Annotated in this window: 20 protein-coding genes; 16 read left to right on the forward strand and 4 right to left on the reverse strand. The window is 72.7% G+C overall.

The features are described 5' to 3' along the window. The first annotated feature begins 68 nt into the window (after nt 1–68). Nucleotides 69–1,427: a phosphoglucosamine mutase gene (gene glmM / locus ACWGIF_RS05575; RefSeq protein WP_453491409.1), complete on the forward strand. Its 1,359-nt coding sequence runs from the start codon at nt 69–71 to the stop codon at nt 1,425–1,427. A gap of 20 nt (nt 1,428–1,447) precedes the next feature. On the opposite strand, the gene ACWGIF_RS05580 is transcribed toward glmM, so the two are convergent. Both ACWGIF_RS05580 and coaA read right to left on the reverse strand, forming a co-directional pair. Then, the gene (locus ACWGIF_RS05580) at nt 1,448–2,419 is read right to left on the reverse strand and encodes a DUF389 domain-containing protein (RefSeq protein ID WP_453491412.1); all 972 of its coding nucleotides are present in this window, start codon (nt 2,417–2,419) and stop codon (nt 1,448–1,450) included. 25 nt (nt 2,420–2,444) lie between these two features. Further along, on the reverse strand, nt 2,445–3,449 hold the full coding sequence (gene coaA / locus ACWGIF_RS05585) for a type I pantothenate kinase (RefSeq protein WP_453491469.1): 1,005 nt from the start codon (nt 3,447–3,449) through the stop codon (nt 2,445–2,447). 317 nt (nt 3,450–3,766) lie between these two features. Between coaA and ACWGIF_RS05590 the strand changes: the two genes are divergently transcribed. The 8 genes from ACWGIF_RS05590 to ACWGIF_RS05625 all read left to right on the forward strand — a co-directional run bounded on the left by ACWGIF_RS05590 (nt 3,767) and on the right by ACWGIF_RS05625 (nt 11,755). Then, the gene (locus ACWGIF_RS05590) at nt 3,767–4,525 is read left to right on the forward strand and encodes a hypothetical protein (RefSeq protein ID WP_453491415.1); all 759 of its coding nucleotides are present in this window, start codon (nt 3,767–3,769) and stop codon (nt 4,523–4,525) included. A gap of 109 nt (nt 4,526–4,634) precedes the next feature. Continuing rightward, nucleotides 4,635–6,482 carry a glutamine--fructose-6-phosphate transaminase (isomerizing) gene (gene glmS, locus ACWGIF_RS05595; protein WP_453491417.1) on the forward strand — a complete coding sequence of 616 codons (1,848 nt, stop codon included), beginning with the start codon at nt 4,635–4,637 and terminating at the stop codon, nt 6,480–6,482. A 34-nt stretch (nt 6,483–6,516) separates the two neighbouring features. Beyond that, a complete protein-coding gene (locus ACWGIF_RS05600) occupies nt 6,517–6,885 on the forward strand; it encodes a holo-ACP synthase (RefSeq protein ID WP_453491420.1) in 369 nt (122 codons plus the stop codon). Nucleotides 6,886–6,962: 77 nt separating this feature from the next. Beyond that, nucleotides 6,963–8,360: an NAD(P)H-hydrate dehydratase gene (locus tag ACWGIF_RS05605; RefSeq protein WP_453491423.1), complete on the forward strand. Its 1,398-nt coding sequence runs from the start codon at nt 6,963–6,965 to the stop codon at nt 8,358–8,360. 190 nt (nt 8,361–8,550) lie between these two features. Next, complete coding sequence (alr, locus tag ACWGIF_RS05610) at nt 8,551–9,687, forward strand: alanine racemase (RefSeq protein ID WP_453491426.1); 1,137 nt, start codon at nt 8,551–8,553, stop codon at nt 9,685–9,687. Then, entirely contained in the window at nt 9,632–10,891 is a 1,260-nt protein-coding gene (locus tag ACWGIF_RS05615; protein WP_453491429.1) for an alpha/beta fold hydrolase, read from the forward strand. The genes alr and ACWGIF_RS05615 overlap by 56 nt, the downstream gene beginning before the upstream one ends. Further along, entirely contained in the window at nt 10,842–11,408 is a 567-nt protein-coding gene (tsaE, locus tag ACWGIF_RS05620) for a tRNA (adenosine(37)-N6)-threonylcarbamoyltransferase complex ATPase subunit type 1 TsaE (protein ID WP_453491432.1), read from the forward strand. The genes ACWGIF_RS05615 and tsaE overlap by 50 nt, the downstream gene beginning before the upstream one ends. A 116-nt stretch (nt 11,409–11,524) precedes the next feature. Then, nucleotides 11,525–11,755, forward strand: a complete 231-nt coding sequence (locus tag ACWGIF_RS05625; protein WP_453491435.1) for a hypothetical protein — start codon at nt 11,525–11,527, stop codon at nt 11,753–11,755. A gap of 123 nt (nt 11,756–11,878) precedes the next feature. Here ACWGIF_RS05625 and ACWGIF_RS05630 read toward each other — a convergent pair whose 3' ends face one another. Then, a complete protein-coding gene (locus tag ACWGIF_RS05630; protein WP_453491438.1) occupies nt 11,879–12,430 on the reverse strand; it encodes a hypothetical protein in 552 nt (183 codons plus the stop codon). Between the two features lie 109 nt (nt 12,431–12,539). Here ACWGIF_RS05630 and tsaB point away from each other — a divergent pair, with 109 nt between their 5' ends. Genes tsaB through ACWGIF_RS05655 form a run of 5 tightly spaced genes read left to right on the forward strand, consistent with a single transcriptional unit; the run spans nt 12,540 to nt 15,821 of the window. Next, nucleotides 12,540–13,217, forward strand: coding sequence for a tRNA (adenosine(37)-N6)-threonylcarbamoyltransferase complex dimerization subunit type 1 TsaB (gene tsaB, locus ACWGIF_RS05635; RefSeq protein WP_453491441.1), 678 nt, complete (start codon nt 12,540–12,542; stop codon nt 13,215–13,217). A gap of 20 nt (nt 13,218–13,237) precedes the next feature. Then, the gene (gene rimI / locus ACWGIF_RS05640) at nt 13,238–13,717 is read left to right on the forward strand and encodes a ribosomal protein S18-alanine N-acetyltransferase (protein ID WP_453491472.1); all 480 of its coding nucleotides are present in this window, start codon (nt 13,238–13,240) and stop codon (nt 13,715–13,717) included. Next, nucleotides 13,710–14,876, forward strand: coding sequence for a tRNA (adenosine(37)-N6)-threonylcarbamoyltransferase complex transferase subunit TsaD (gene tsaD, locus ACWGIF_RS05645; protein WP_453491444.1), 1,167 nt, complete (start codon nt 13,710–13,712; stop codon nt 14,874–14,876). Before rimI ends, tsaD begins: the two co-directional genes overlap by 8 nt. Further along, complete coding sequence (locus ACWGIF_RS05650) at nt 14,873–15,145, forward strand: hypothetical protein (protein ID WP_326588485.1); 273 nt, start codon at nt 14,873–14,875, stop codon at nt 15,143–15,145. Before tsaD ends, ACWGIF_RS05650 begins: the two co-directional genes overlap by 4 nt. 52 nt (nt 15,146–15,197) lie before the next feature. Further along, nucleotides 15,198–15,821, forward strand: coding sequence for a hypothetical protein (locus tag ACWGIF_RS05655; RefSeq protein ID WP_453491447.1), 624 nt, complete (start codon nt 15,198–15,200; stop codon nt 15,819–15,821). A gap of 73 nt (nt 15,822–15,894) precedes the next feature. Here ACWGIF_RS05655 and ACWGIF_RS05660 read toward each other — a convergent pair whose 3' ends face one another. After that, nucleotides 15,895–17,091 (reverse strand): class I SAM-dependent methyltransferase, encoded by a 1,197-nt coding sequence (locus tag ACWGIF_RS05660; RefSeq protein ID WP_453491450.1) that lies wholly within the window; start codon nt 17,089–17,091, stop codon nt 15,895–15,897. A gap of 266 nt (nt 17,092–17,357) precedes the next feature. Between ACWGIF_RS05660 and ACWGIF_RS05665 the strand changes: the two genes are divergently transcribed. Both ACWGIF_RS05665 and ACWGIF_RS05670 read left to right on the forward strand, forming a co-directional pair. Next, nucleotides 17,358–18,314, forward strand: a complete 957-nt coding sequence (locus ACWGIF_RS05665) for a polysaccharide deacetylase family protein (protein ID WP_453491452.1) — start codon at nt 17,358–17,360, stop codon at nt 18,312–18,314. Beyond that, a complete protein-coding gene (locus tag ACWGIF_RS05670; protein ID WP_453491455.1) occupies nt 18,311–19,222 on the forward strand; it encodes a polysaccharide deacetylase family protein in 912 nt (303 codons plus the stop codon). The genes ACWGIF_RS05665 and ACWGIF_RS05670 overlap by 4 nt, the downstream gene beginning before the upstream one ends. The last annotated feature ends 293 nt before the right edge of the window (nt 19,223–19,515 follow it).

Consider the following 19,515-nt stretch of genomic DNA (forward strand, 5'->3'; position numbering starts at 1 on the left):
TACCGCCACAAGCGGCAAATACCTGTCACAAGCGGTCAAACGCGAAGTGCAAACTCGGGAGGACAACAGTGGGACGACTCTTCGGGACGGACGGTGTACGCGGCGTCGCCAACGCGGATCTGACGGCGGAGCTCGCGCTCGGCCTCTCCGTGGCGGCTGCCCACGTACTGGCCGAGGCGGGCACCTTCGCCGGTCACCGGGCAACCGCCGTGGTCGGCCGGGATCCCCGGGCCTCCGGTGAATTCCTCGAGGCCGCGGTCGTGGCCGGCCTCGCGAGCGCGGGCGTGGACGTCCTGCGCGTCGGTGTGCTGCCCACCCCGGCGGTGGCGTATCTCACCGGTGCGCTGGGTGCCGACCTCGGCGTGATGCTCTCCGCCAGCCACAACGCCATGCCCGACAACGGCATCAAGTTCTTCGCGCGCGGCGGCCACAAGCTCGCCGACGAGCTGGAGGACCGCATCGAGTCCGTCTACGAGGAGCACCGCACCGGCGCTCCCTGGGACCGGCCCACCGGTTCCGGCGTCGGCCGCGTCTCCGACTACAACGAGGGCTTCGAGAAGTACGTCGCCCACCTCATCGGGGTCCTTCCCAACCGCCTCGACGGCCTGAAGGTCGTCCTGGACGAGGCGCACGGCGCTGCCGCCTTCGTCTCGCCCGAGGCGTTCGCCCGGGCCGGCGCGGAGATCGTCACGATCGGCGCCGAGCCGGACGGCCTCAACATCAACGACGGCTGCGGCTCCACCCACCTCGGCCTGCTCAAGGCGGCCGTGGTCGAGCACGGCGCCGACTTCGGCATTGCGCACGACGGTGACGCCGACCGATGCCTGGCCGTGGACGGCACCGGCGCGGAGGTCGACGGCGACCAGATCCTCGCGGTGCTGGCGCTGGCCATGCGCGAGGCCGGCCAGCTGCGCGGGAACACGGTCGTCGGCACCGTGATGTCCAACCTCGGCTTCAAGCTGGCCATGGAGGGCGAGGGCATCCAGGTCGTGCAGACCGGGGTCGGCGACCGGTACGTGCTGGAGTCGATGAAGGAGCACGGTTACGCGCTCGGCGGCGAGCAGTCCGGCCACGTGATCATCCTCGACCATGCGACGACCGGCGACGGCACGCTGACCGGCCTGCTGCTGGCGGCGCGGGTCGCGGCGACCGGCAAGTCCCTCGCCGAGCTGGCGGGCGTCATGCAGCGGCTGCCGCAGGTACTGATCAACGTTCCCGACGTGGACAAGTCCCGCGTCACCACGTCGGCCGAGCTGGCCGCGGCGGTGACCGACGCCGAGCGCGAGCTGGGCACCACCGGGCGGGTGCTGCTCCGCTCGTCGGGTACGGAGCCGCTCGTGCGGGTGATGGTCGAGGCCGCCGACATCGAGCACGCCCGCGCGGTCGCCGGCCGGCTCGCGGACGTCGTGAAGTCGGCGCTGGGCTAGGTCATGTCGCCCCCGGTCCGCTAAAGCGGCCCGCCCGGCCTGCGTGGCGCACCCGGCATCCGGATCATCCGGCTCTGCTGTGTGCGCCACAGCAGTTTCGAGCAGATGAGGGTGAGCGTCCCGGCGAGGATGATGCCGCCGAGGTTCAGCGCCAGCTGCACGGCCGAGCCCCACATCTGGGCGAAGTCCCCGTAACCGAGGGCCACAGCGGCATTGGCGCCCGCCGGGACGGTGGTGACGGAGATCGCCACGCCGACCAGCGCACCGGCCTTCGCGGACGTCAGCGACAGCATGCCGGCCACGCCGGCGAGCAGCGCCACGACGAACGAGAACGGGTCGGGCTGCCAGATGAAGCTGGTGTTCGGACGGGGGTCGTCGAGCATGTCCTCGTGGAACAGGCCGAGCGCGTCCATCACCAGACTGAAGACCGTCGTCGCGATGATCGCCGCCGCGAAGCCGATCACCAGGGCGGAGAGCGAGCGCCCGGCGAGCCTGTAGCGGCGCTGCACCAGGCCCGTGCAGACACCGGCGAGCGGGCCGAACTCGGGGCCGACCGCCATGGCGCCCACGATCAGGACCGCGTTGTCCAGGACCACACCGCAGGCCGCGATCATCGTCGCCACGATTATGAAGACGGCGTAGGTGACCGTGAGGGTGGAGTCCTCGTGCGTCGACTCGGTGAGCTGTTCCCAGACCACCGCGTCGGCGGCCTCGCCCGGCGCCTCCTGCTCCGCTTCGTCGGCGCGCCGGGAGATCGACAGGTCGATGTTCTCGACGGCGATCGACCCGGTCCTGTCGACGCCGAGGGCGCGCATCTCCTGCAGCAGCTCGTCGGCCGACTCACGGGCGACGTCGCAGAGCACGAGGTCGCCCTCGGGGTCGCGGGCGGCGCCGGCCAGAACGACCAGGTGGGCGGTTCCGACCGTCCGGTCGATCAGTGTCACCACCTGCTCGGTGAGGTGGTGCGGGGTGATCATCCGTAGATGCAGCATCTCCGCACCCTAGCCAGAGGGCCCTCTAGAGCTTGCGGAGGCTCAGCTTCGCCACCTTGTGGTCAGGGCCCTTGCGCACGACCAGGGTGGCCCGGCCGCGGGTGGGCGCCACGTTCTCCAGCAGGTTGGGCTTGTTGATCGTCCGCCACATGGTCTGCGCGTACTCCATGGCCTCCGCCTCGGAGACCTGGGTGTACTTGCGGAAGTACGAGAAGGGATTCTGGAAGGCGGTCTCGCGCAGCTTCCGGAAGCGGCCCAGGTACCAGCGCTCGATGTCCTCGGGGCGCGCGTCCACGTACACGCTGAAGTCGAAGTAGTCGGCGAGGGCGACACGGGTGCGGCCGTCCGTGCCGGGGAGCGCCGGCTGGAGCACGTTGAGACCCTCGACGATCAGGATGTCCGGGCGGCGCACGACGAGCTCCTCGCCCGGCACGATGTCGTAGATCAGGTGCGAGTAGACCGGGGCCCTGACCTCGTCCTTGCCGGCCTTGATGTCGGCGACGAAGCGGGTGAGCGCGCGGCGGTCGTAGGACTCCGGGAAGCCCTTGCGGGAGGTGAGCCCGCGGCGCTGCAGCTCCTTCATCGGGTACAGGAACCCGTCGGTGGTGACCAGCTCCACGCGCGGGTGCTCCGGCCAGCGGGCGAGCAGCGCCTGGAGCAGGCGCGCCACGGTGGACTTGCCGACGGCGACCGAACCGGCGACGCCTATGACGAAGGGGGTGCCCTGCTGGGCGCCGTGGCCGTTGCCCGCGTCGCCCAGGAAGGTGTTGAGGGTGCCGCGGAGGTTGCTGGTGGCGCCGACGTAGAGGTTGAGGAGGCGGGAGAGCGGCAGGTAGACGTCGCGGACCTCGTCCAGGTCGATGACGTCGCCGAGGCCGCGCAGCCGCTCCACCTCGTCGGCGGTCAGCGGCAGGGGGGTCCGCTCGCGCAGGGCGCTCCACTCGGCACGGGTGAGGTCGACGTAGGGCGAGGCCTCGGGACTCCTGCGGTGGGCGGGGCGCGTGGGGTGCCCCTCCCGGCCGGCGCGCACCGTTGCGTCGTCCGGCGTGTTGCTTCGTGGCGGCGAAGTGATCACACCGCCATTGTCGGGGCTCCGGGGCGCTTGTGGGTGGTGTGGTCGGTCACGTGTGCGGCGGTCCGGGTGGGGGGCACGGCCGGTCCGGGACGGTTGCAGGGGCGACGGTTTCGATTGGAAGTGCATGGGGTCTCGCCCTGGTCACGGATCGGCGCCGGGCGGGGAAATCCCCGGTCGGAACATCGATCAGCCCGTACATTGTCGATCATCGCAGCTCCGAGGAACTCTTCGCGCTGCCCTGAATCCGTCGTGTTCCCTGGGGGAGATCCTTCGTGCGTACCGCTCTTGTCCGTCGTACCGTCCTGACCGCCTCCGCGGTGTCCCTGGCCCTCCTGGCCACCGCCTGCGGTGGCGAGAAGGCCGACAAGGCGGCCGACAAGCCGTCCACCGGCGCCCCGGCGACCTCGGCCGCGCCCGCCGCGAAGGCGAAGACGGACGCCGAGCTGGGCGGCGTGATCCTGGTCCAGGCGGACCTGCCCGACCACGTGGTCAAGGCGGCCACTCCGGCCGAGATCGCGGCGGCCGGCGCCGCCTCCAGCGACAAGCCCGAATGCCTGCCGCTGGTCAAGGCCCAGTCCATGACTCCGGTCGGCACCGCCGGCGGCACCGCCCGCACCAAGGCCGTCGCCAAGGGCAAGGCCGGCGCGGACGGCAGCCCCGAGGCCGCCCTGGGTGCCGCCCTGGGCGCCACCGCCACCGCCGTCACCCTGGCCTCGTACGAGGGCAAGGGCGCCGAGGAGGCCTTCACCACCCTCAAGGGCGCGGGTACGGCCTGCGCCGGCGGTTACACGGGCAGCCAGGCGGGCGACTCGCTCAAGATCACCAAGGTGGTTCCGGGCGCCTCCGTCACCGCCGGCGACGAGGCCCTCGCCTACACCGTCGTGGGCGACGCGGACGGCCAGCAGCTCAGCATGGAGCTCGTGATCGTGCGCAAGGGGAACACCCTGGCCACCTTCTCCGCCCTGAGCCTGGCCGGCACCGCCGAGCAGCCGAAGGCCGTCATCGACGCGCAGGTCAAGAAGCTCGGCTGAGCCGGCGCGAAATCGAACGGCAACCCCGTTCCGGCGTATTCGCCGGGGCGGGGTTTTCGTCTTGTTCAGGTGCGGGGCAGACGGCCAACTACGGCGTACGCTGCGGCCTATGTGCGGAATTGTGGGTTACGTGGGAGCGCAGTCGGCGCTCGATGTGGTCATCGCCGGACTCAAGCGCCTGGAGTACCGCGGATACGACTCGGCCGGGGTCGCGGTACTCGCCGACGGGAGCCTGGCCTCCGTCAAGAAGGCCGGGAAGCTGGTCAACCTGGAGAAGGAGCTGGTCGGGCACCCGCTCCCGTCCGGTTCCACAGGACTCGGGCACACCCGGTGGGCGACCCACGGCGGGCCCACCGACGTCAACGCCCACCCCCACCTCGACAATTCGGGGCGGGTCGCGGTCGTGCACAACGGCATCATCGAGAACTTCGCCGCGCTCCGCACCGAACTGGCCGAGCGCGGACACCGGCTGGAGTCCGAGACGGACACCGAGGTCGTGGCCCACCTGCTGGCGGAGCAGTTCTCGGCCACCGGCGACCTCGCGGAGTCCATGCGGCAGGTGTGCCGGCGCCTGCAGGGGGCGTTCACGCTGGTCGCGGTGCACGCCGACGAACCGGACGTGGTGGTCGGCGCCCGCCGGAACTCGCCCCTGGTGGTGGGCGTCGGAGAGGGCGAGAACTTCCTCGCCTCGGACGTGGCCGCCTTCATCGCCCACACCCGGTCCGCGATCGAGCTGGGGCAGGACCAGGTCGTCGAACTCCGGCGCGAGGGCGTCTCGGTGACCAACTTCGACGGCTCGGACGCGACCGTGCGGGCCTACCGCGTCGACTGGGACGCCTCGGCGGCCGAGAAGGGGGGGTACGACTACTTCATGCTCAAGGAGATCGCCGAACAGCCGAAGGCCGTCGCCGACACCCTCCTGGGCCGGATCGACGCGAACGGCTCGCTGACCCTGGACGAGGTGCGCATCCCCGTCTCGGTGCTCCGGGAAGTCGACAAGGTCGTCATCGTGGCGTGCGGTACGGCCTACCACGCGGGCATGATCGCCAAGCTGGCCATCGAGCACTGGACCCGCATCCCGTGCGAGACGGAGCTGGCGAGCGAGTTCCGCTACCGCGACCCGATCCTGGACCAGCGGACGCTGGTGGTCGCGATCTCGCAGTCCGGCGAGACCATGGACACCCTGATGGCCCTGCGGCACGCGCGCGAGCAGGGCGCCAGGGTGCTGGCCGTCTGCAACACCAACGGGTCGACGATCCCGCGCGAATCGGACGCCGTGCTCTACACGCACGCCGGTCCGGAGGTGGCCGTCGCCTCCACCAAGGCGTTCCTGACGCAGCTGGTCGCCTGCTACCTCGTCGCGCTGTACCTCGGGCAGGTGCGCGGTACGAAGTGGGGCGACGAGATCGAGGCCGTGATCCGCGAGCTGTCCGACATCGCCGCGGCGGTCGACACCGTCCTGGAGACGATGGAGCCCGTACGGGAACTCGCACGGTCCCTCGCCGACAAGAACACCGTGCTGTTCCTGGGACGGCACGTCGGGTACCCGGTGGCTCTGGAGGGCGCGCTCAAGCTCAAGGAGCTGGCGTACATGCACGCCGAGGGCTTCGCGGCGGGCGAACTCAAGCACGGGCCCATCGCGCTGATCGAGAAGGACCTGCCGGTGGTGGTCGTCGTCCCGTCACCCCGAGGCCGGTCGGTGCTCCACGACAAGATCGTGTCGAACATCCAGGAGATCCGGGCCCGCGGGGCGCGGACCATCGTGATCGCGGAGGAGGGCGACGAGGCGGTCGTCCCGTACGCCGACCACCTGATCCGGATCCCGGCGACGCCGACGCTGCTCCAGCCGCTGGTGGCGACGGTGCCGCTGCAGGTGTTCGCGTGCGAACTGGCGACCGCGCGGGGGAACGAGGTGGACCAGCCGCGTAACCTCGCCAAGTCGGTCACCGTGGAGTGAGCGGAGCGAGCGGGCAGGTCATGGGGGTGTCGTTGTGATTATCGGCGTCGGAATCGACGTAGCGGAGATCGAGCGGTTCGACGCGGCGCTGGAGCGCACGCCGGGCATGGCCCAACGGCTCTTCGTCGCGACCGAGTTGACGCTGCCCAGCGGTGAGCGGCGCGGGATCGCCTCGCTCGCCGCACGGTTCGCCGCGAAGGAGGCGCTGGCCAAGGCCCTCGGCGCGCCCGGCGGTCTGCTGTGGACCGACGCCGAGGTGTACGTGGAGGACAGCGGGCAGCCGCGGCTGCGGGTGTCCGGCACGGTGGAGGCGCGGGCGCTGGAGCTGGGCGTGAAGTCCTGGCACATCTCGCTGAGCCACGACGCCGGCGTCGCCTCCGCCGTGGTGATCGCCGAGGGTTAGGCCGTCTCTTCGGTCAGGCCGGGCTCCGGCCTGACCGACGGCACCCTGTAGGTGTGTTGTTCGGGCAGGCTGGTGCCATGCGTACTGCTTACAGCGTGGAGACCGTACGGGCCGCCGAGCGGGAGCTGATGGCCCGCCTGCCCGAAGGCGCCCTGATGCAGCGGGCGGCGGCCGGGCTGGCCGCCGTGTGTGCGAGGTTGCTGGCGCGGCGCCGGCGGGTCTACGGCTCCCGGGTGGTGCTGCTCGTCGGCCCGGGGGACAACGGTGGCGACGCGCTGTACGCGGGCGCGCGGCTGGCACGGCGCGGGGCGGCGGTGACGGCGGTGCCGATGGACCCCGAGCGGATGCACCCGGGGGGCCTGGCCGCCCTGCGAGCCGCCGGGGGCCGGCTGTCGGGGGCCGTCCCCGAGCGGGCGGACCTCGTCCTGGACGGCCTCCTCGGGATCGGGGGGCGAGGCGGGCTGCGGCCCGCGGCGGCCGCGCTCGTGGAGCGGATCCCGCCGGGCGTCCCGGTCGTCGCCGTGGACCTCCCGAGCGGGGTGGACGCAGACACCGGGGAGGTGGCGGGACCGGCGGTCACGGCCGAGGTCACGGTGACCTTCGGCGCGTACAAGCCCGGTCTGCTGATCGACCCCGGGGCCTCCCGGGCGGGCGCGGTGCACCTCGTGGACATCGGGCTGCGGCTGCCGGCGCCGGAGGCGGAGGCGCTGCAGCACGCCGACGTGGCGGGGCTGCTGCCGGAGCCGACGGCGGCGAGCGACAAGTACCGGCGGGGCGTGGTCGGTATCGTCGCCGGGTCCGCGCAGTACCCGGGGGCGGCGGTGCTGGCCGTGGCGGGAGCCCTGCGGGGCGGAGCGGGCGCGGTGCGGTACGTGGGGCCCGCGGCGGAGGCCGTGCTCGCGCGCTACCCCGAGACGCTGATCGGGCGCGGCCGGGTACAGGCGTGGGTGGTCGGCCCCGGGCTGGGCGAGGGGCGCGGCGGGGAGGTCGCGGACCTGCTGGCGCAGGACGCGGCGGTACTGATCGACGCGGACGGGCTGCGCGGACTGGACCCGGACGTGCTGCGGGCCCGGACGGCCCCGACCCTGCTGACCCCGCACGCGGGGGAGGCGGCGGCGCTGCTGGGGGTGTCGCGGGAAGCGGTGGAGGCGGGGCGGCTGGGCGCCGTGCGGCGGCTGGCGCAGCGGTACGGGGCGGCGGTGCTGCTGAAGGGCTCGACGACGCTGGTCGCCTCCGGCGCTGGCGCCGTTCGGGTGAATCCGACGGGCACCGCGTGGCTGGCCACCGCGGGGAGCGGGGACGTGCTGTCCGGGCTGGCCGGGTCCCTGCTCGCGGGTGGGCTGTCAGGAGCGGATGCGGGGGCGGTGGGGGCCTACCTCCACGGCCTGGCGGCCAGGCGCACCGGGGGCCCGCTGCTGGCCCACCAACTGGCGGAGGCACTCCCGGCCGCATGGCAGGACGTCCGCCACCCCTGACCCGGCGGGGCCGAGAGAGCGGGGCTTCGCCCCGGACCGCGCGCCTCGAACGCCGACGGGGCCGAAGTGCCCGGCGGGGAGGAGGCGCCCGGCGGGGAGGAGGCTCCGCGCAGTGGCGACCCGCGCCCCTCGGGGGACCCCCGGCCCTGTCCCCGTAGGGCCGGGCCGGGATTCTGAGAGACTGGGGGCGATGAACGAGACACCGACGCGCGTGTACGCCGAGATCGATCTTGACGCCGTACGCGAGAACGTGCGCGCACTGCGCGAGCGGGCACCCCGGGCCGAGTTGATGGCCGTGGTCAAGGCGGATGCCTACGGGCACGGAGCCCTGGCCTGCGCCAAGGCCGCCCAGGAGGCCGGCGCCACCTGGCTCGGCACCGCCACGCCCGACGAGGCCCTCGCCCTGCGCGCCGCCGGGCTCGAAGGCCGGATCCTGTGCTGGCTCTGGACGCCCGGCGGGCCCTGGCGGGAGGCCGTCGAGGCCGATGTGGACGTCTCCGTCAGCGGACTGTGGGCCCTCGACGAGGTCCGCAAGGCCGCCCGCGAGGCCGGGCGGACCGCCCGCGTCCAGCTCAAGGCGGACACCGGCCTCGGCCGCAACGGCTGCCAGCCCGCCGACTGGGAGGCCCTGGTCGGCGCGGCCGTCGCGGCCCAGGCCGAGGGGACCGTCCAGGTCACCGGCGTCTGGTCGCACTTCGCCTGCGCCGACGAGCCCGGGCACCCGTCCATCCAGCTCCAGCTCACCGCCTTCCGCGAGATGCTCGCGTACGCGGAGAAGGAGGGCGTCGAGCCCGAGGTCCGGCACATGGCCAACTCGCCGGCCACCCTCACCCTCCCCGAGTCCCACTTCGACCTGGTGCGCCCCGGGCTGGCCCTCTACGGTGTCTCACCGGCGCCCGAACTGGGGACCCCGGCCGAGCTGGGCCTGCGGCCCGCCATGACTCTGAAGGCCTCCCTCGCGCTGGTCAAGACCGTTCCCGCCGGGCACGGGGTGAGCTACGGCCACCACTACGTCACCGACGCCGAGACGACCCTCGCGCTGATTCCGGCCGGCTACGCCGACGGCATCCCGCGGCATGCGTCCGGGCGCGGGCCGGTGCTCGTCGGCGGCAGGGTCCGCCACGTCGCCGGGCGCGTCGCCATGGACCAGTTCGTGGTCGACTTGGACGCAGACCACGCCCGCGTCGGCGACGAAGCCGTCATCTTCGGGGACGCGGAACGCGGTGAACCCACCGCCGAGGACTGGGCCCGAGCGGCGGACACGATCGCGTATGAGATCGTCACCCGTATCGGTGCACGTGTACCCCGGGTGTACCTCGGCGGCTGAACGGAGTGAGGGCGGCGGCGTGAGCGAGAACTGGCGCAAGGCCGGCTGGGCGGGCGCCGCCATCGGCGTGATAGCCGCGGGCGCGGCGGCCGGTGTCGCGGTCGAACGGATCACCGTCGGGCGCGGCATGCGGCGAAAGGCCCGCCTGGCCCTCGACGCGACCGGGGACTACGGGTCCCTGCGCGGGACCGAGGGGACCTGCCGGGCCGAGGACGCCACCGAGCTCTACTACGAGGTCGACGAGCTGCCCGAGGACGGCAAGCGGCGGCGGCTGCGGCGCAAGGCCGAGGCCCCGGCGACCGTCGTCTTCTGCCACGGCTACTGCCTCGGCCAGGACTCCTGGCACTTTCAGCGCGCCGCGCTGCGCGGAGTGGTCCGCGCGGTCTACTGGGACCACCGCAGCCACGGCCGCAGCGCGCGCGGACTCGCCCACGCGGACGGGGAGGCGCTGAGCATCGAGCAGCTCGGCCGCGACCTGAAGACCGTCGTCGACGCCACCGCGCCCGAGGGCCCGCTGATCCTGGTGGGTCACTCGATGGGCGGTATGACCATCATGGCGTTCGCCGAGCAGTTCCCCGACCTCGTGCGCGACCGCGTGGTCGGCGTGGCCCTGGTCGGTACCTCCAGCGGCCGCCTCGACGAGGTGACGTACGGACTGCCCTCCGTCGGCGTGGGCGCCGTGCGGCGCATCCTGCCCGGCGTGCTGAAGGCGCTCGGTTCCCAGGTGGAGCTGGTGGAGAAGGGCCGCCGCGCCACCGCGGACCTGTTCGCCGGCATGATCAAGATGTACTCGTTCGGCTCCCGGGACGTGGATCCGGCCGTCGCGCGCTTCGCGGAGCGGCTCATCGAGGCCACCCCGATCGACGTGGTCGCCGAGTTCTACCCGGCCTTCCAGATCCACGACAAGACCTCCGCGCTCCAGCTGTTCGCGGACATCCCGGTCACCGTCATCGCCGGGGACAGGGACATGATCACCCCGCCCGCGCACAGTGTGGCCATCAAGGAGGCGCTGCCCGGCGCCGACCTCGTCGTCCTGGAGTCCACCGGACACCTGATGATGCTGGAGCGCCCAGAGGCCGTGACCGGACTGCTCACCGAGCTGCTGGCACGCACCGGCGCGGTGCCGGTCCCCGCAGCGACTAACGTTGGCGTGCATGGAAGAAGTACCGCTGGAAGCACAGCGCAGCCAGGCACCGGCACCTGAGGCCGAAGCCGGCGCGGAGACCCGGATCACCATCGATTCCCCGCACGCGATGCAGGAGTTGGGACGCAGGATCGCGGGTCTGCTGCGCCCCGGCGACCTCGTCCTGCTGACCGGCGAGCTGGGTGCGGGTAAGACCACCCTGACGCGCGGCCTGGGCGAGGGCCTGGGCGTGCGCGGGGCCGTGACCTCGCCGACCTTCGTGATCGCCCGTGTCCACCCCTCGCTGACCGGCGGGCCGGCGCTGGTGCACGTGGACGCGTACCGGCTGGGCGGCGGGCTGGACGAGATGGAGGACCTGGACCTCGACGTCTCGCTGCCCGAGTCCGTGGTCGTCGTGGAGTGGGGCGACGGCAAGGTGGAGGAGCTCTCCGACGACCGGCTGCACGTGGTGATCGCGCGGGCGGTCGGCCACGAGGAGGTCCTGGACGACGTCCGTGAGGTGTCCGTGCGCGGAGTCGGTGCGCGCTGGTCCGCCGGGGCCGGGCTGGACGCCCTCGCCGGCGCGCTCTCGGAGTAAACGTCCCGACAACTCGTCGGCAAGATATTGCGCTGGTGGCGGCGCTCGTGGTGACATGGTACCGAGAGTTTCTTAGGTATGCCTAAGTTCGGTGTCCCGGGGTCCAGGAGGCAGCCATGTCGGCACCAGCAGGAGCACAGCGCGAGCCCCGCCCGTCCGTCGTCTCCATGCGGACGCTGCTCGCCGCGGGTGCGGCCGCCACCGCCGTCTCGACGCCGCCCGCGCGGGAGCACGCAGCGGGCACGGACGAGCCCCAGGACGACGGGAACGGCCGGCGCGGCGGACGGGACGGGCGGGACGGACGCGACGGACGAGAAGAGGCCGCTCCGGAATCCGAAGCGGCCTAGCGTTCTCTGTCTCTCCGTCTGTCTGTCTCTCGGTCTGTCCGTCCATCCGTCCGTGCGTGGCGTCGGCCCGGGCCGACGGGACGGCCGCCGGTCGCACGTTCGGGTGAAGGACGGGCGCTTTCGTCAGGGAACGACGACGACCTTCGCGCTGATCGTCGCGAAGGCCCACATCGCGTCGCCGTCGGCGCGCGACATGCGGATGCCGCCGGTCTTCTTGTTCGGGTCGGGCTCCGGGGTGGCGCCGTCCAGCCGGGCGCTGAAGCCGACGACCACACCCTCCGCGCTGGCGAACCGTACGACATGCTCGACCGGCACCCCGTCCGAGCCGGTGACCGATCCCGAGCGCGAGGTGACCGAGTAGCTTCCCGGCTTCGGGTGCACCGTGCTCGGCATGACCGGGAACGACTTCGGCGCCTGCGCACCGTCGCCGACCAGCCAGACCCGCTTCTGGCCCACCGAGTACACGACGCGCACGCCCGTGCCGGAACCCTCGGGCACGGGCACCGGCTTCGCCGGGTCGTGCTGGGCCGCGCTCGGGGCGGGGGCCGGGTCCTGCGCGACCGCCTTCGGGGGAAGAGCGGGCGCCGTGGCGGAGGCCTGGTAGCCGAGGAAGCCGATGGCGACGAGTGCCGCGGCGGTGAGCCCGGCCACGATTCCCGAGCTGCTGCGTGCCACCTTGCTCCACCTCTCCCCGCTGACTGGATACCTCGGTCGAAAGGTAGCAGCCACCCCGCTCCGCGACCGGCCGCAAGGGGCGCGGCCGCCGGAGTCGTAGGCTGTTCGCGTGCTCTTGCTCGCTGTAGATACCGCCACGCCCGCCGTCACCGTCGCCCTGCACGACGGCGAGTCCGTCGTCGCCGAGTCGAACCAGGTCGACGCCCGCCGCCACGGGGAGCTCCTGCTGCCCTCCGTGGACCAGGTCCTCGCCGAGGCCGGGCTGAAGCTCGAAGCCGTCACCGGCATCGTCGTAGGGGTCGGCCCCGGCCCCTACACCGGGCTGCGCGTCGGGCTCGTCACCGCCTCCGCCTTCGCCGCCGTGCTGGGCGTGCCCGTGCACGGCCTGTGCACCCTCGACGGCCTCGCGTACGCCGCGGGGGCCGCCGGGATCGAGGGCCCGTTCACCGTCGCCACCGACGCCCGGCGCAAGGAGGTCTACTGGGCGCGCTACGAGGACCCGCGCACGCGCGTCGGCGAGCCCGCCGTGGACCGCCCCGCCGACATCGCCGAGCAGGTCGCGGGGCTGCCCGCGGTGGGCCAGGGCGCGCTCCTGTACCCCGAGGTGTTCCGGGACGCCCGGGGCCCCGAGCACCAGTCCGCCGCCGCGCTGGCCTCGCTGGCCGTGGAACGACTGGCGGCGGGCCTGGCGTTTGAAAACAGTGGGGGCCTGCCTCCGACCCCGCTCTACCTGCGCCGGCCCGACGCGCAGGTACCCAAGAACTACAAGGTGGTCACTCCGCAGTGACACCCCACACGCTGCGCGAGATGCGCTGGTGGGACATCGAGCCCGTGCTGGAACTGGAGCACGAGCTGTTCCCCGAGGACGCCTGGTCCGCCGGGATGTTCTGGTCCGAACTCGCCCACGCCCGCGGTCCGCAGGCCACGCGCCGCTACATCGTGGCCGAGGACGCGTCGGGCCGGCTGGTGGGCTACGCCGGGCTGGCCGCCGCCGGCGACCTGGCCGACGTACAGACCATCGCGGCCGCCCGCGACCAGTGGGGGACCGGGCTCGGGGCCCGGCTCCTGACCGACCTGCTGCGCGCCGCCACCGCGTTCGAATGCGCCGAGGTGCTGCTGGAGGTGCGGGTGGACAACGCCCGCGCCCAGAAGCTCTACGAGCGCTTCGGCTTCGAGCCCATCGGCTTCCGCCGCGGCTACTACCAGCCCGGCAACGTCGACGCGGTCGTGATGCGACTGACCGACCCCGCACAAGCACGAACTGAGAGCAGTGAGAGCAATGGCTGACGAACCGCTCGTCCTCGGAATCGAGACCTCCTGCGACGAGACCGGCGTCGGAGTCGTCCGCGGCACCACCCTCCTCGCGGACGCCATCGCGTCGAGCGTCGACGAGCACGCCCGCTTCGGCGGCGTCGTGCCCGAGGTGGCCTCGCGGGCCCACCTGGAGGCGATGGTCCCCACCATCGACCGCGCCCTGAAGGAGGCCGGGGTCAGCGCCCGCGACCTCGACGGCATCGCGGTCACGGCCGGACCCGGCCTCGCGGGGGCGCTGCTGGTCGGCGTCTCGGCGGCCAAGGCGTACGCGTACGCGCTGGGCAAGCCGCTGTACGGCGTGAACCACCTCGCGTCGCACATCTGCGTGGACCAGCTGGAGCACGGGCCGCTGCCGGAGCCGACGATGGCACTGCTGGTCTCCGGGGGGCACTCCTCGCTGCTCCTGGCCCCGGACATCACCTCCGACGTACGGCCGCTCGGCGCGACCATCGACGACGCGGCGGGCGAGGCCTTCGACAAGATCGCGCGCGTGCTCCAGCTGGGCTTCCCCGGCGGACCGGTCATCGACCGGCTCGCGCGTGAGGGCGACCCGAAGGCGATCCACTTCCCGCGCGGGCTGACGGGGCCGCGCGACGCCGCGTACGACTTCTCCTTCTCCGGGCTGAAGACGGCCGTCGCCCGCTGGATCGAGGCGAAGCGGAACGCCGGCGAGGACGTGCCGGTGCGCGATGTGGCGGCGTCCTTCCAGGAGGCCGTGGTGGACGTGCTGACCCGCAAGGCGATCCGGGCGTGCAAGGACGAGGGCGTCGACCACCTGATGATCGGCGGCGGTGTGGCCGCCAATTCACGGCTGCGCTCGCTGGCGCAGGAGCGGTGTGACGACGCGGGGATCATCCTGCGGGTGCCGCGGCCGAAGCTGTGCACCGACAACGGCGCGATGGTGGCGGCGCTGGGCGCCGAGATGGTCAAGCGGAACCGGCCGGCCTCGGACTGGGACCTGTCGGCGGACTCCTCGCTGCCGGTGACGGACCCGCACGTGCCGGGCGTCCAGGGTCACGGCCACGGGGATGGCCACGGCCACGGGGACGGACACGGGCACGGGGACGGCCGCGGGCACGCCCACGACCATGATCACGTGCACGAGCTGAGCAAGGACAACCTGTACTCATGAGCACCGTCGCGCTGATGTGGGAGGCCCGGGCCGCCGACGGCCGGGGCAACGAACTGCTGGAGTGGGCCCGTTCCCAGGTCCTCGCCCGGGAGCCGGTGCGCCGTGAGGTGTTCCGGGCTCCGCAGGACCGGGTGCTCGTCATCACCTGGTGGGAGGCGGCCGAGGGGGTGGCGGCGGACCTTCCCGAACTGCCCGAGCCCGCGGCCGACTTGATCACCCGGGCGGTACACCGCTGGCGGTTCGAGTCGGTGGAGGTCGACGGCGGCTGACGGGTTCGCGCCCGGGGCCGGGACGTTCCGAGCTGCGGCTATGGTCATGTGCATGCCTCGCCCTGACCTGCCGCCCCCACCACCGCCCGCGCACCTGCGCGCCTGGCTGGACGAGAGCGCCGTACGGGCCGACCGCGCGCGCTTCCTGCGGGACCTGGGCCGACGCAGCCTGGGCATCGGGAGGTTGCTGCTGCTCTGGGCCGTCTCGGCGGTCTTCGCCCTCGGCTGGTCCTTCGTCGGCATGGCCCTGGTGGCCTTCGAGGCGGCCGACCCGGTCTCGTTCGTCCTCGGCGGCGTCTTCCTCGTCCTGGGCGCCGGTGTGCTGGTCCCGGCCGGGTTCTGGTTCGCCTGGGGCGCCCGGCGGGACCGCGAGGTGCGGAGGCTGCTGCACGCGTGGGCCGACGCAGGCCGGGACCCGGCCGCCGACGCCCGGGTGCGCGCTCCCGGACGGAGCCTGACCTGGCTGCTGTCCTCCTTCGCGCTGGGCGCGGCCGGACTGGGTGTGACCTTCGGCGTCGCGCTGACGGCCCGCCCGGGTGAGGAGACGTACGCCGAGGTCGCGTACTACATGGGCCTGGGCATGATCCTGTGGATCACCGCGCTCCTGGGCGCCGCCAAGGCGGCGGCCCACTACCGCTGGGCGGTACGCGCCTTCCGCGCGCGGCCCGCGGCGTAGCCCGCGGACGAGGCGCGCCGGCTCGGCGCCGCCCGGCGTAGCCGCGGGCGGGTCGCCGGGTCGCGCCGAGGGTTCACTGGCCGGGCTTCGGCGCAGGCGGTACCGCCGGGGCGCCGATCAGCATCGACGGCGCCCCCGCCACCCGGGTCAGGAAGACGGTCGCCGCGTTCGGCCCCTGCGGCTTCACCTTCTTGCGCAGTTCCTCCGGCTCGACGGCCGAGCCGCGCTTCTTCACGGTCAGGATGCCGACCCCGCGCTCGCGCAGCAGCGCCTTCAGCTTCTTCAAGCCGAAGGGCAGCACGTCGGTGATCTCGTACGCGGTCGCGTACGGCGTCGCGCGCAGCTCGTCGGCGGTGATGTAGGCGATGGTCGGGTCGATGAGCCTGCCGTCGAGCTGCTCGGCGACCTCGGCGACCAGGTGGGCGCGGATGACCGCACCGTCGGGCTCGTAGAGCCAGCGGCCGACCGGCCCGGCCTCCGGATCCGGCAGCGGATCGGCGGTGTGCAGCGCGCGCGGGCCGGGGAGCAGGGTGGCGCGCACGGTCCCGGGGGCGGTGCCGAACCAGAGCACGGCCTCCTTGACGTCACCCTGGTCGGAGATCCATTCGGCCTCGGCCTCCTCGGGCACGGCTTCGTGCGGGATCCCGGGGGCGATCTTGATGGCGGCGTACTTCGCCGTACGGGCCGTCTCCACCGCCCACGACAGCGGCGGCGAGTAGGACTCGGGGTCGAAGATGCGGCCGCGCCCGCCGCGGCGGGCCGGGTCGATGAAGACGGCGTCGTAGCCGGAGGTGTCCACGTCCGTCACGTCCGCCTCCCGGACCTCGATCAGGTCCGCCAGCCCCAGCGCCTCGGCGTTGGCCCGCGCGACGGCGACCGTCAGCGGGTCGTGGTCCACCGCGAGCACCCGGATGCCGAGCCGGGCCAGGGCGAGGGCGTCGCCGCCGATGCCGCAGCACAGGTCGGCGAGGCTCCGTACGCCGAGGGCCGCGAGTCGCTCGGCCCGGTACGAGGCCACGGACGCGCGGGTGGCCATCTCGCCGCCGCCGGGCGTGAAGAACATCCGGAAGGCGTCCTGCGCGCCGAACTTCGCCACCGCGCGCTGCCGCAGCCGGGCCTGCCCGAGCGCGGCGGAGACCAGCCCGGCGGGGTGCTCGCGGCGCAGCCGGGTGGCGACGGCCAGCTCCTGGGCGGGGTCGTAGTCGTGGAGCGAGTCGAGGAGGGCGCGCCCCTCGGGGGTGAGGAGGGCGGCGAAGTCTTCGGGGGTCACGGATCCATTGTCGGCGACGGGGCGGCCGCGGGCGGGCGGGGAGGGGAGACGCTCGCGAAGAGAGGCGGCGGGGAGGGGGCCGCGGGGAGGGGCGCACGGGAAGGGGGCACGGGAAGGGGGCACGGGAAGGGGGCGGGGGAAGGACGGGCTGACGCGAAGGCGTGCGGGCGCTCGCGTCAAGCGGTGTGGGCCAGTCGAAGGAAGGTGGGACCGCGTTCGCGGTGTCTTCCGGGGGGCCCGTGTGTCGGATGCCAGGATGCGCAGCTATGCAGCTAGTAAGACAAAAGCAACATCACTCGCAACATGGTCACCGGTACGCGGCGGGTCCGCGCGGCCGGTTCGGCGTGACCGTGGCAGCCCTGCTCGTCGCGTCCCTCGCCACGGCATGCGGCTCCGGGGAGTCCGGAGGACCGGACAAGGCCGAGAAGACGAAGGCGGCCAAGGCCGCGGAGTCCGGCGCGGCGGGTGCGCTCAGCGCTGCGGAGAAGGCCAAGGCGGCCCAGCAGGCGCGCATCGCAGCGGCGAAGCGGTGGCGGCTGGCCAAGCCGCCGCTCGCCGCCCCGGCGGCGCCGAAGGAGAAGCCCGAGATCGAGACGCGCGACGGCTTCGAGGTGGAGGACCACGAGGAGGACGAACTGCCTCCGGTCTTCACCACCATCCCGACCGAGGACAAGGTCGTCTTCCTGACGGTCGACGACGGCTCGGAGAAGGACCCCGAGTTCCTGAGGATGATGCAGGAGCTGAAGATCCCGTACACGGCCTTCCTCAGCGACTACCTCGTGCGGGACAACTACCCGTACTTCAAGAAGATGCAGGCCGCCGGCGTCTCCCTCAACAACCACACCCTCAACCACCGCTACATGCCGGGCCTGTCGTACGAGAAGCAGCGTCAGGAGATCTGCGGTCAGCAGGACACGATCCAGAAGCAGTTCGGCAAGCGGCCGACCCTCTTCCGGCCGCCGTACGGCAACTACAACCAGGACACGCTGCGCGCGGCGAAGTCCTGCGGCATCAAGGCGGTTCCGCTGTGGAACGCCGAGGCGTTCACGAACCGCATGGACTACCGGGAGTGGGACCGCGACCTGCACCCCGGTGACATCATCCTCACGCACTTCCGTGGCAAGGAGGACTGGAAGGGCACGATGCCTGACATGATCCGTCATGTCATGAAGACCGTCACGGACAAGGGATATGCCGTGGCTCGCCTGGAGGACTATCTGTGAAGCACGCGCGCCGGTTGGTAGCCGGAACGCTGGCGGCCGGCGCGCTCGCGCTGTCCCTGACGGGGTGCGGGGACAGCGTGGAGCCCATCGAACGACTGGGCCGCAAGACGGCTCAGGAGACGCAGGGGACACCGGGCTCGGAGGCGTCGAAGGAACCGAAGAGCGCCGGTCCCGCCACGCCGACGGGGGCCGCGTCGGCGCCGGGGAGCCCGTCCGACGAGGCGTACAAGAAGTGGGGCCTGACGGCCCCCGTCGCCTACGCGCCGAAGCCCGCCCAGAAGCCGCAGATCCCGAAGGCGGGCCCGGGCAAGGTCCCGGTGATAGACCGAATACCCGTCCCGGCCGGGGAGAAAGTGGTCTTCCTGACCTTCGACGACGGCGCCGAGAAGGACCCCGAGTTCCTGAAGATGGCGGCCGACCTCAAGCTGCCGATCAGCATGTTCCTCACGGACAGCGTGGCCTCGTCGGACTACGGGCACTTCGAGAAGCTCCGCGACAACGGCTCGGCGAGCACGATAAACAACCACACGCTGACGCACCCGAACCTCCGGACCCTGTCCTACGAAGGGCAGAAGAAGGAGATATGCGGCCAGCAGGACCGCCTGGAGAAGCGCTTCGGCCAACGCCCGCCGCTTTTTCGCCCGCCCTTCGGCAACTACAACGACGACACCCTCCGGGCGGCCTCGGAGTGCGGCGTCTCGTCCCTGCTGCTGTGGCGGGTGTCGATGCAGATCAACAACTTCCAGTACGCGGAGGGCTCCGCGCTGCGCCCGGGCGACATCATCCTGGCCCACTTCCGCGGCCCGGGCGAGCTCAAGGGCGCCACGGAAACCCAGATGACGACGCGCATGCTCCAGCGAATCCAGGAACAGGGCTACCGCATCGGCCGCGTGGAGGACTACCTGTAGCGGGGGGTCGGGGCGCGGAACCGGGCGGGCGGGCGGGTCGGGACGTGCGGCGGGGGCTGCAGGGGGCGGGGGCCGGGCGGGCGGGGTCGGGACCTGCGGCGGGGGCTGGGCGTGCGGGGTCGGGACGTGCGGCGGGGGCTGCGGGTGGCGGGAGCCGGGCGGGCGGGGTCGGATCGCACGACGGGGGCTTCGGTGGGCGGGGGCCGGCTGGGCGGTATCAGAGTGGGTTTGGGGGGTTCCCGTCAGTCTCATCGTCTCTCCGTGTCGGGCCGGTCCCTCAAGGGCGCACCGTA

The organism is Streptomyces sp. NPDC054849 (assembly GCF_053610945.1).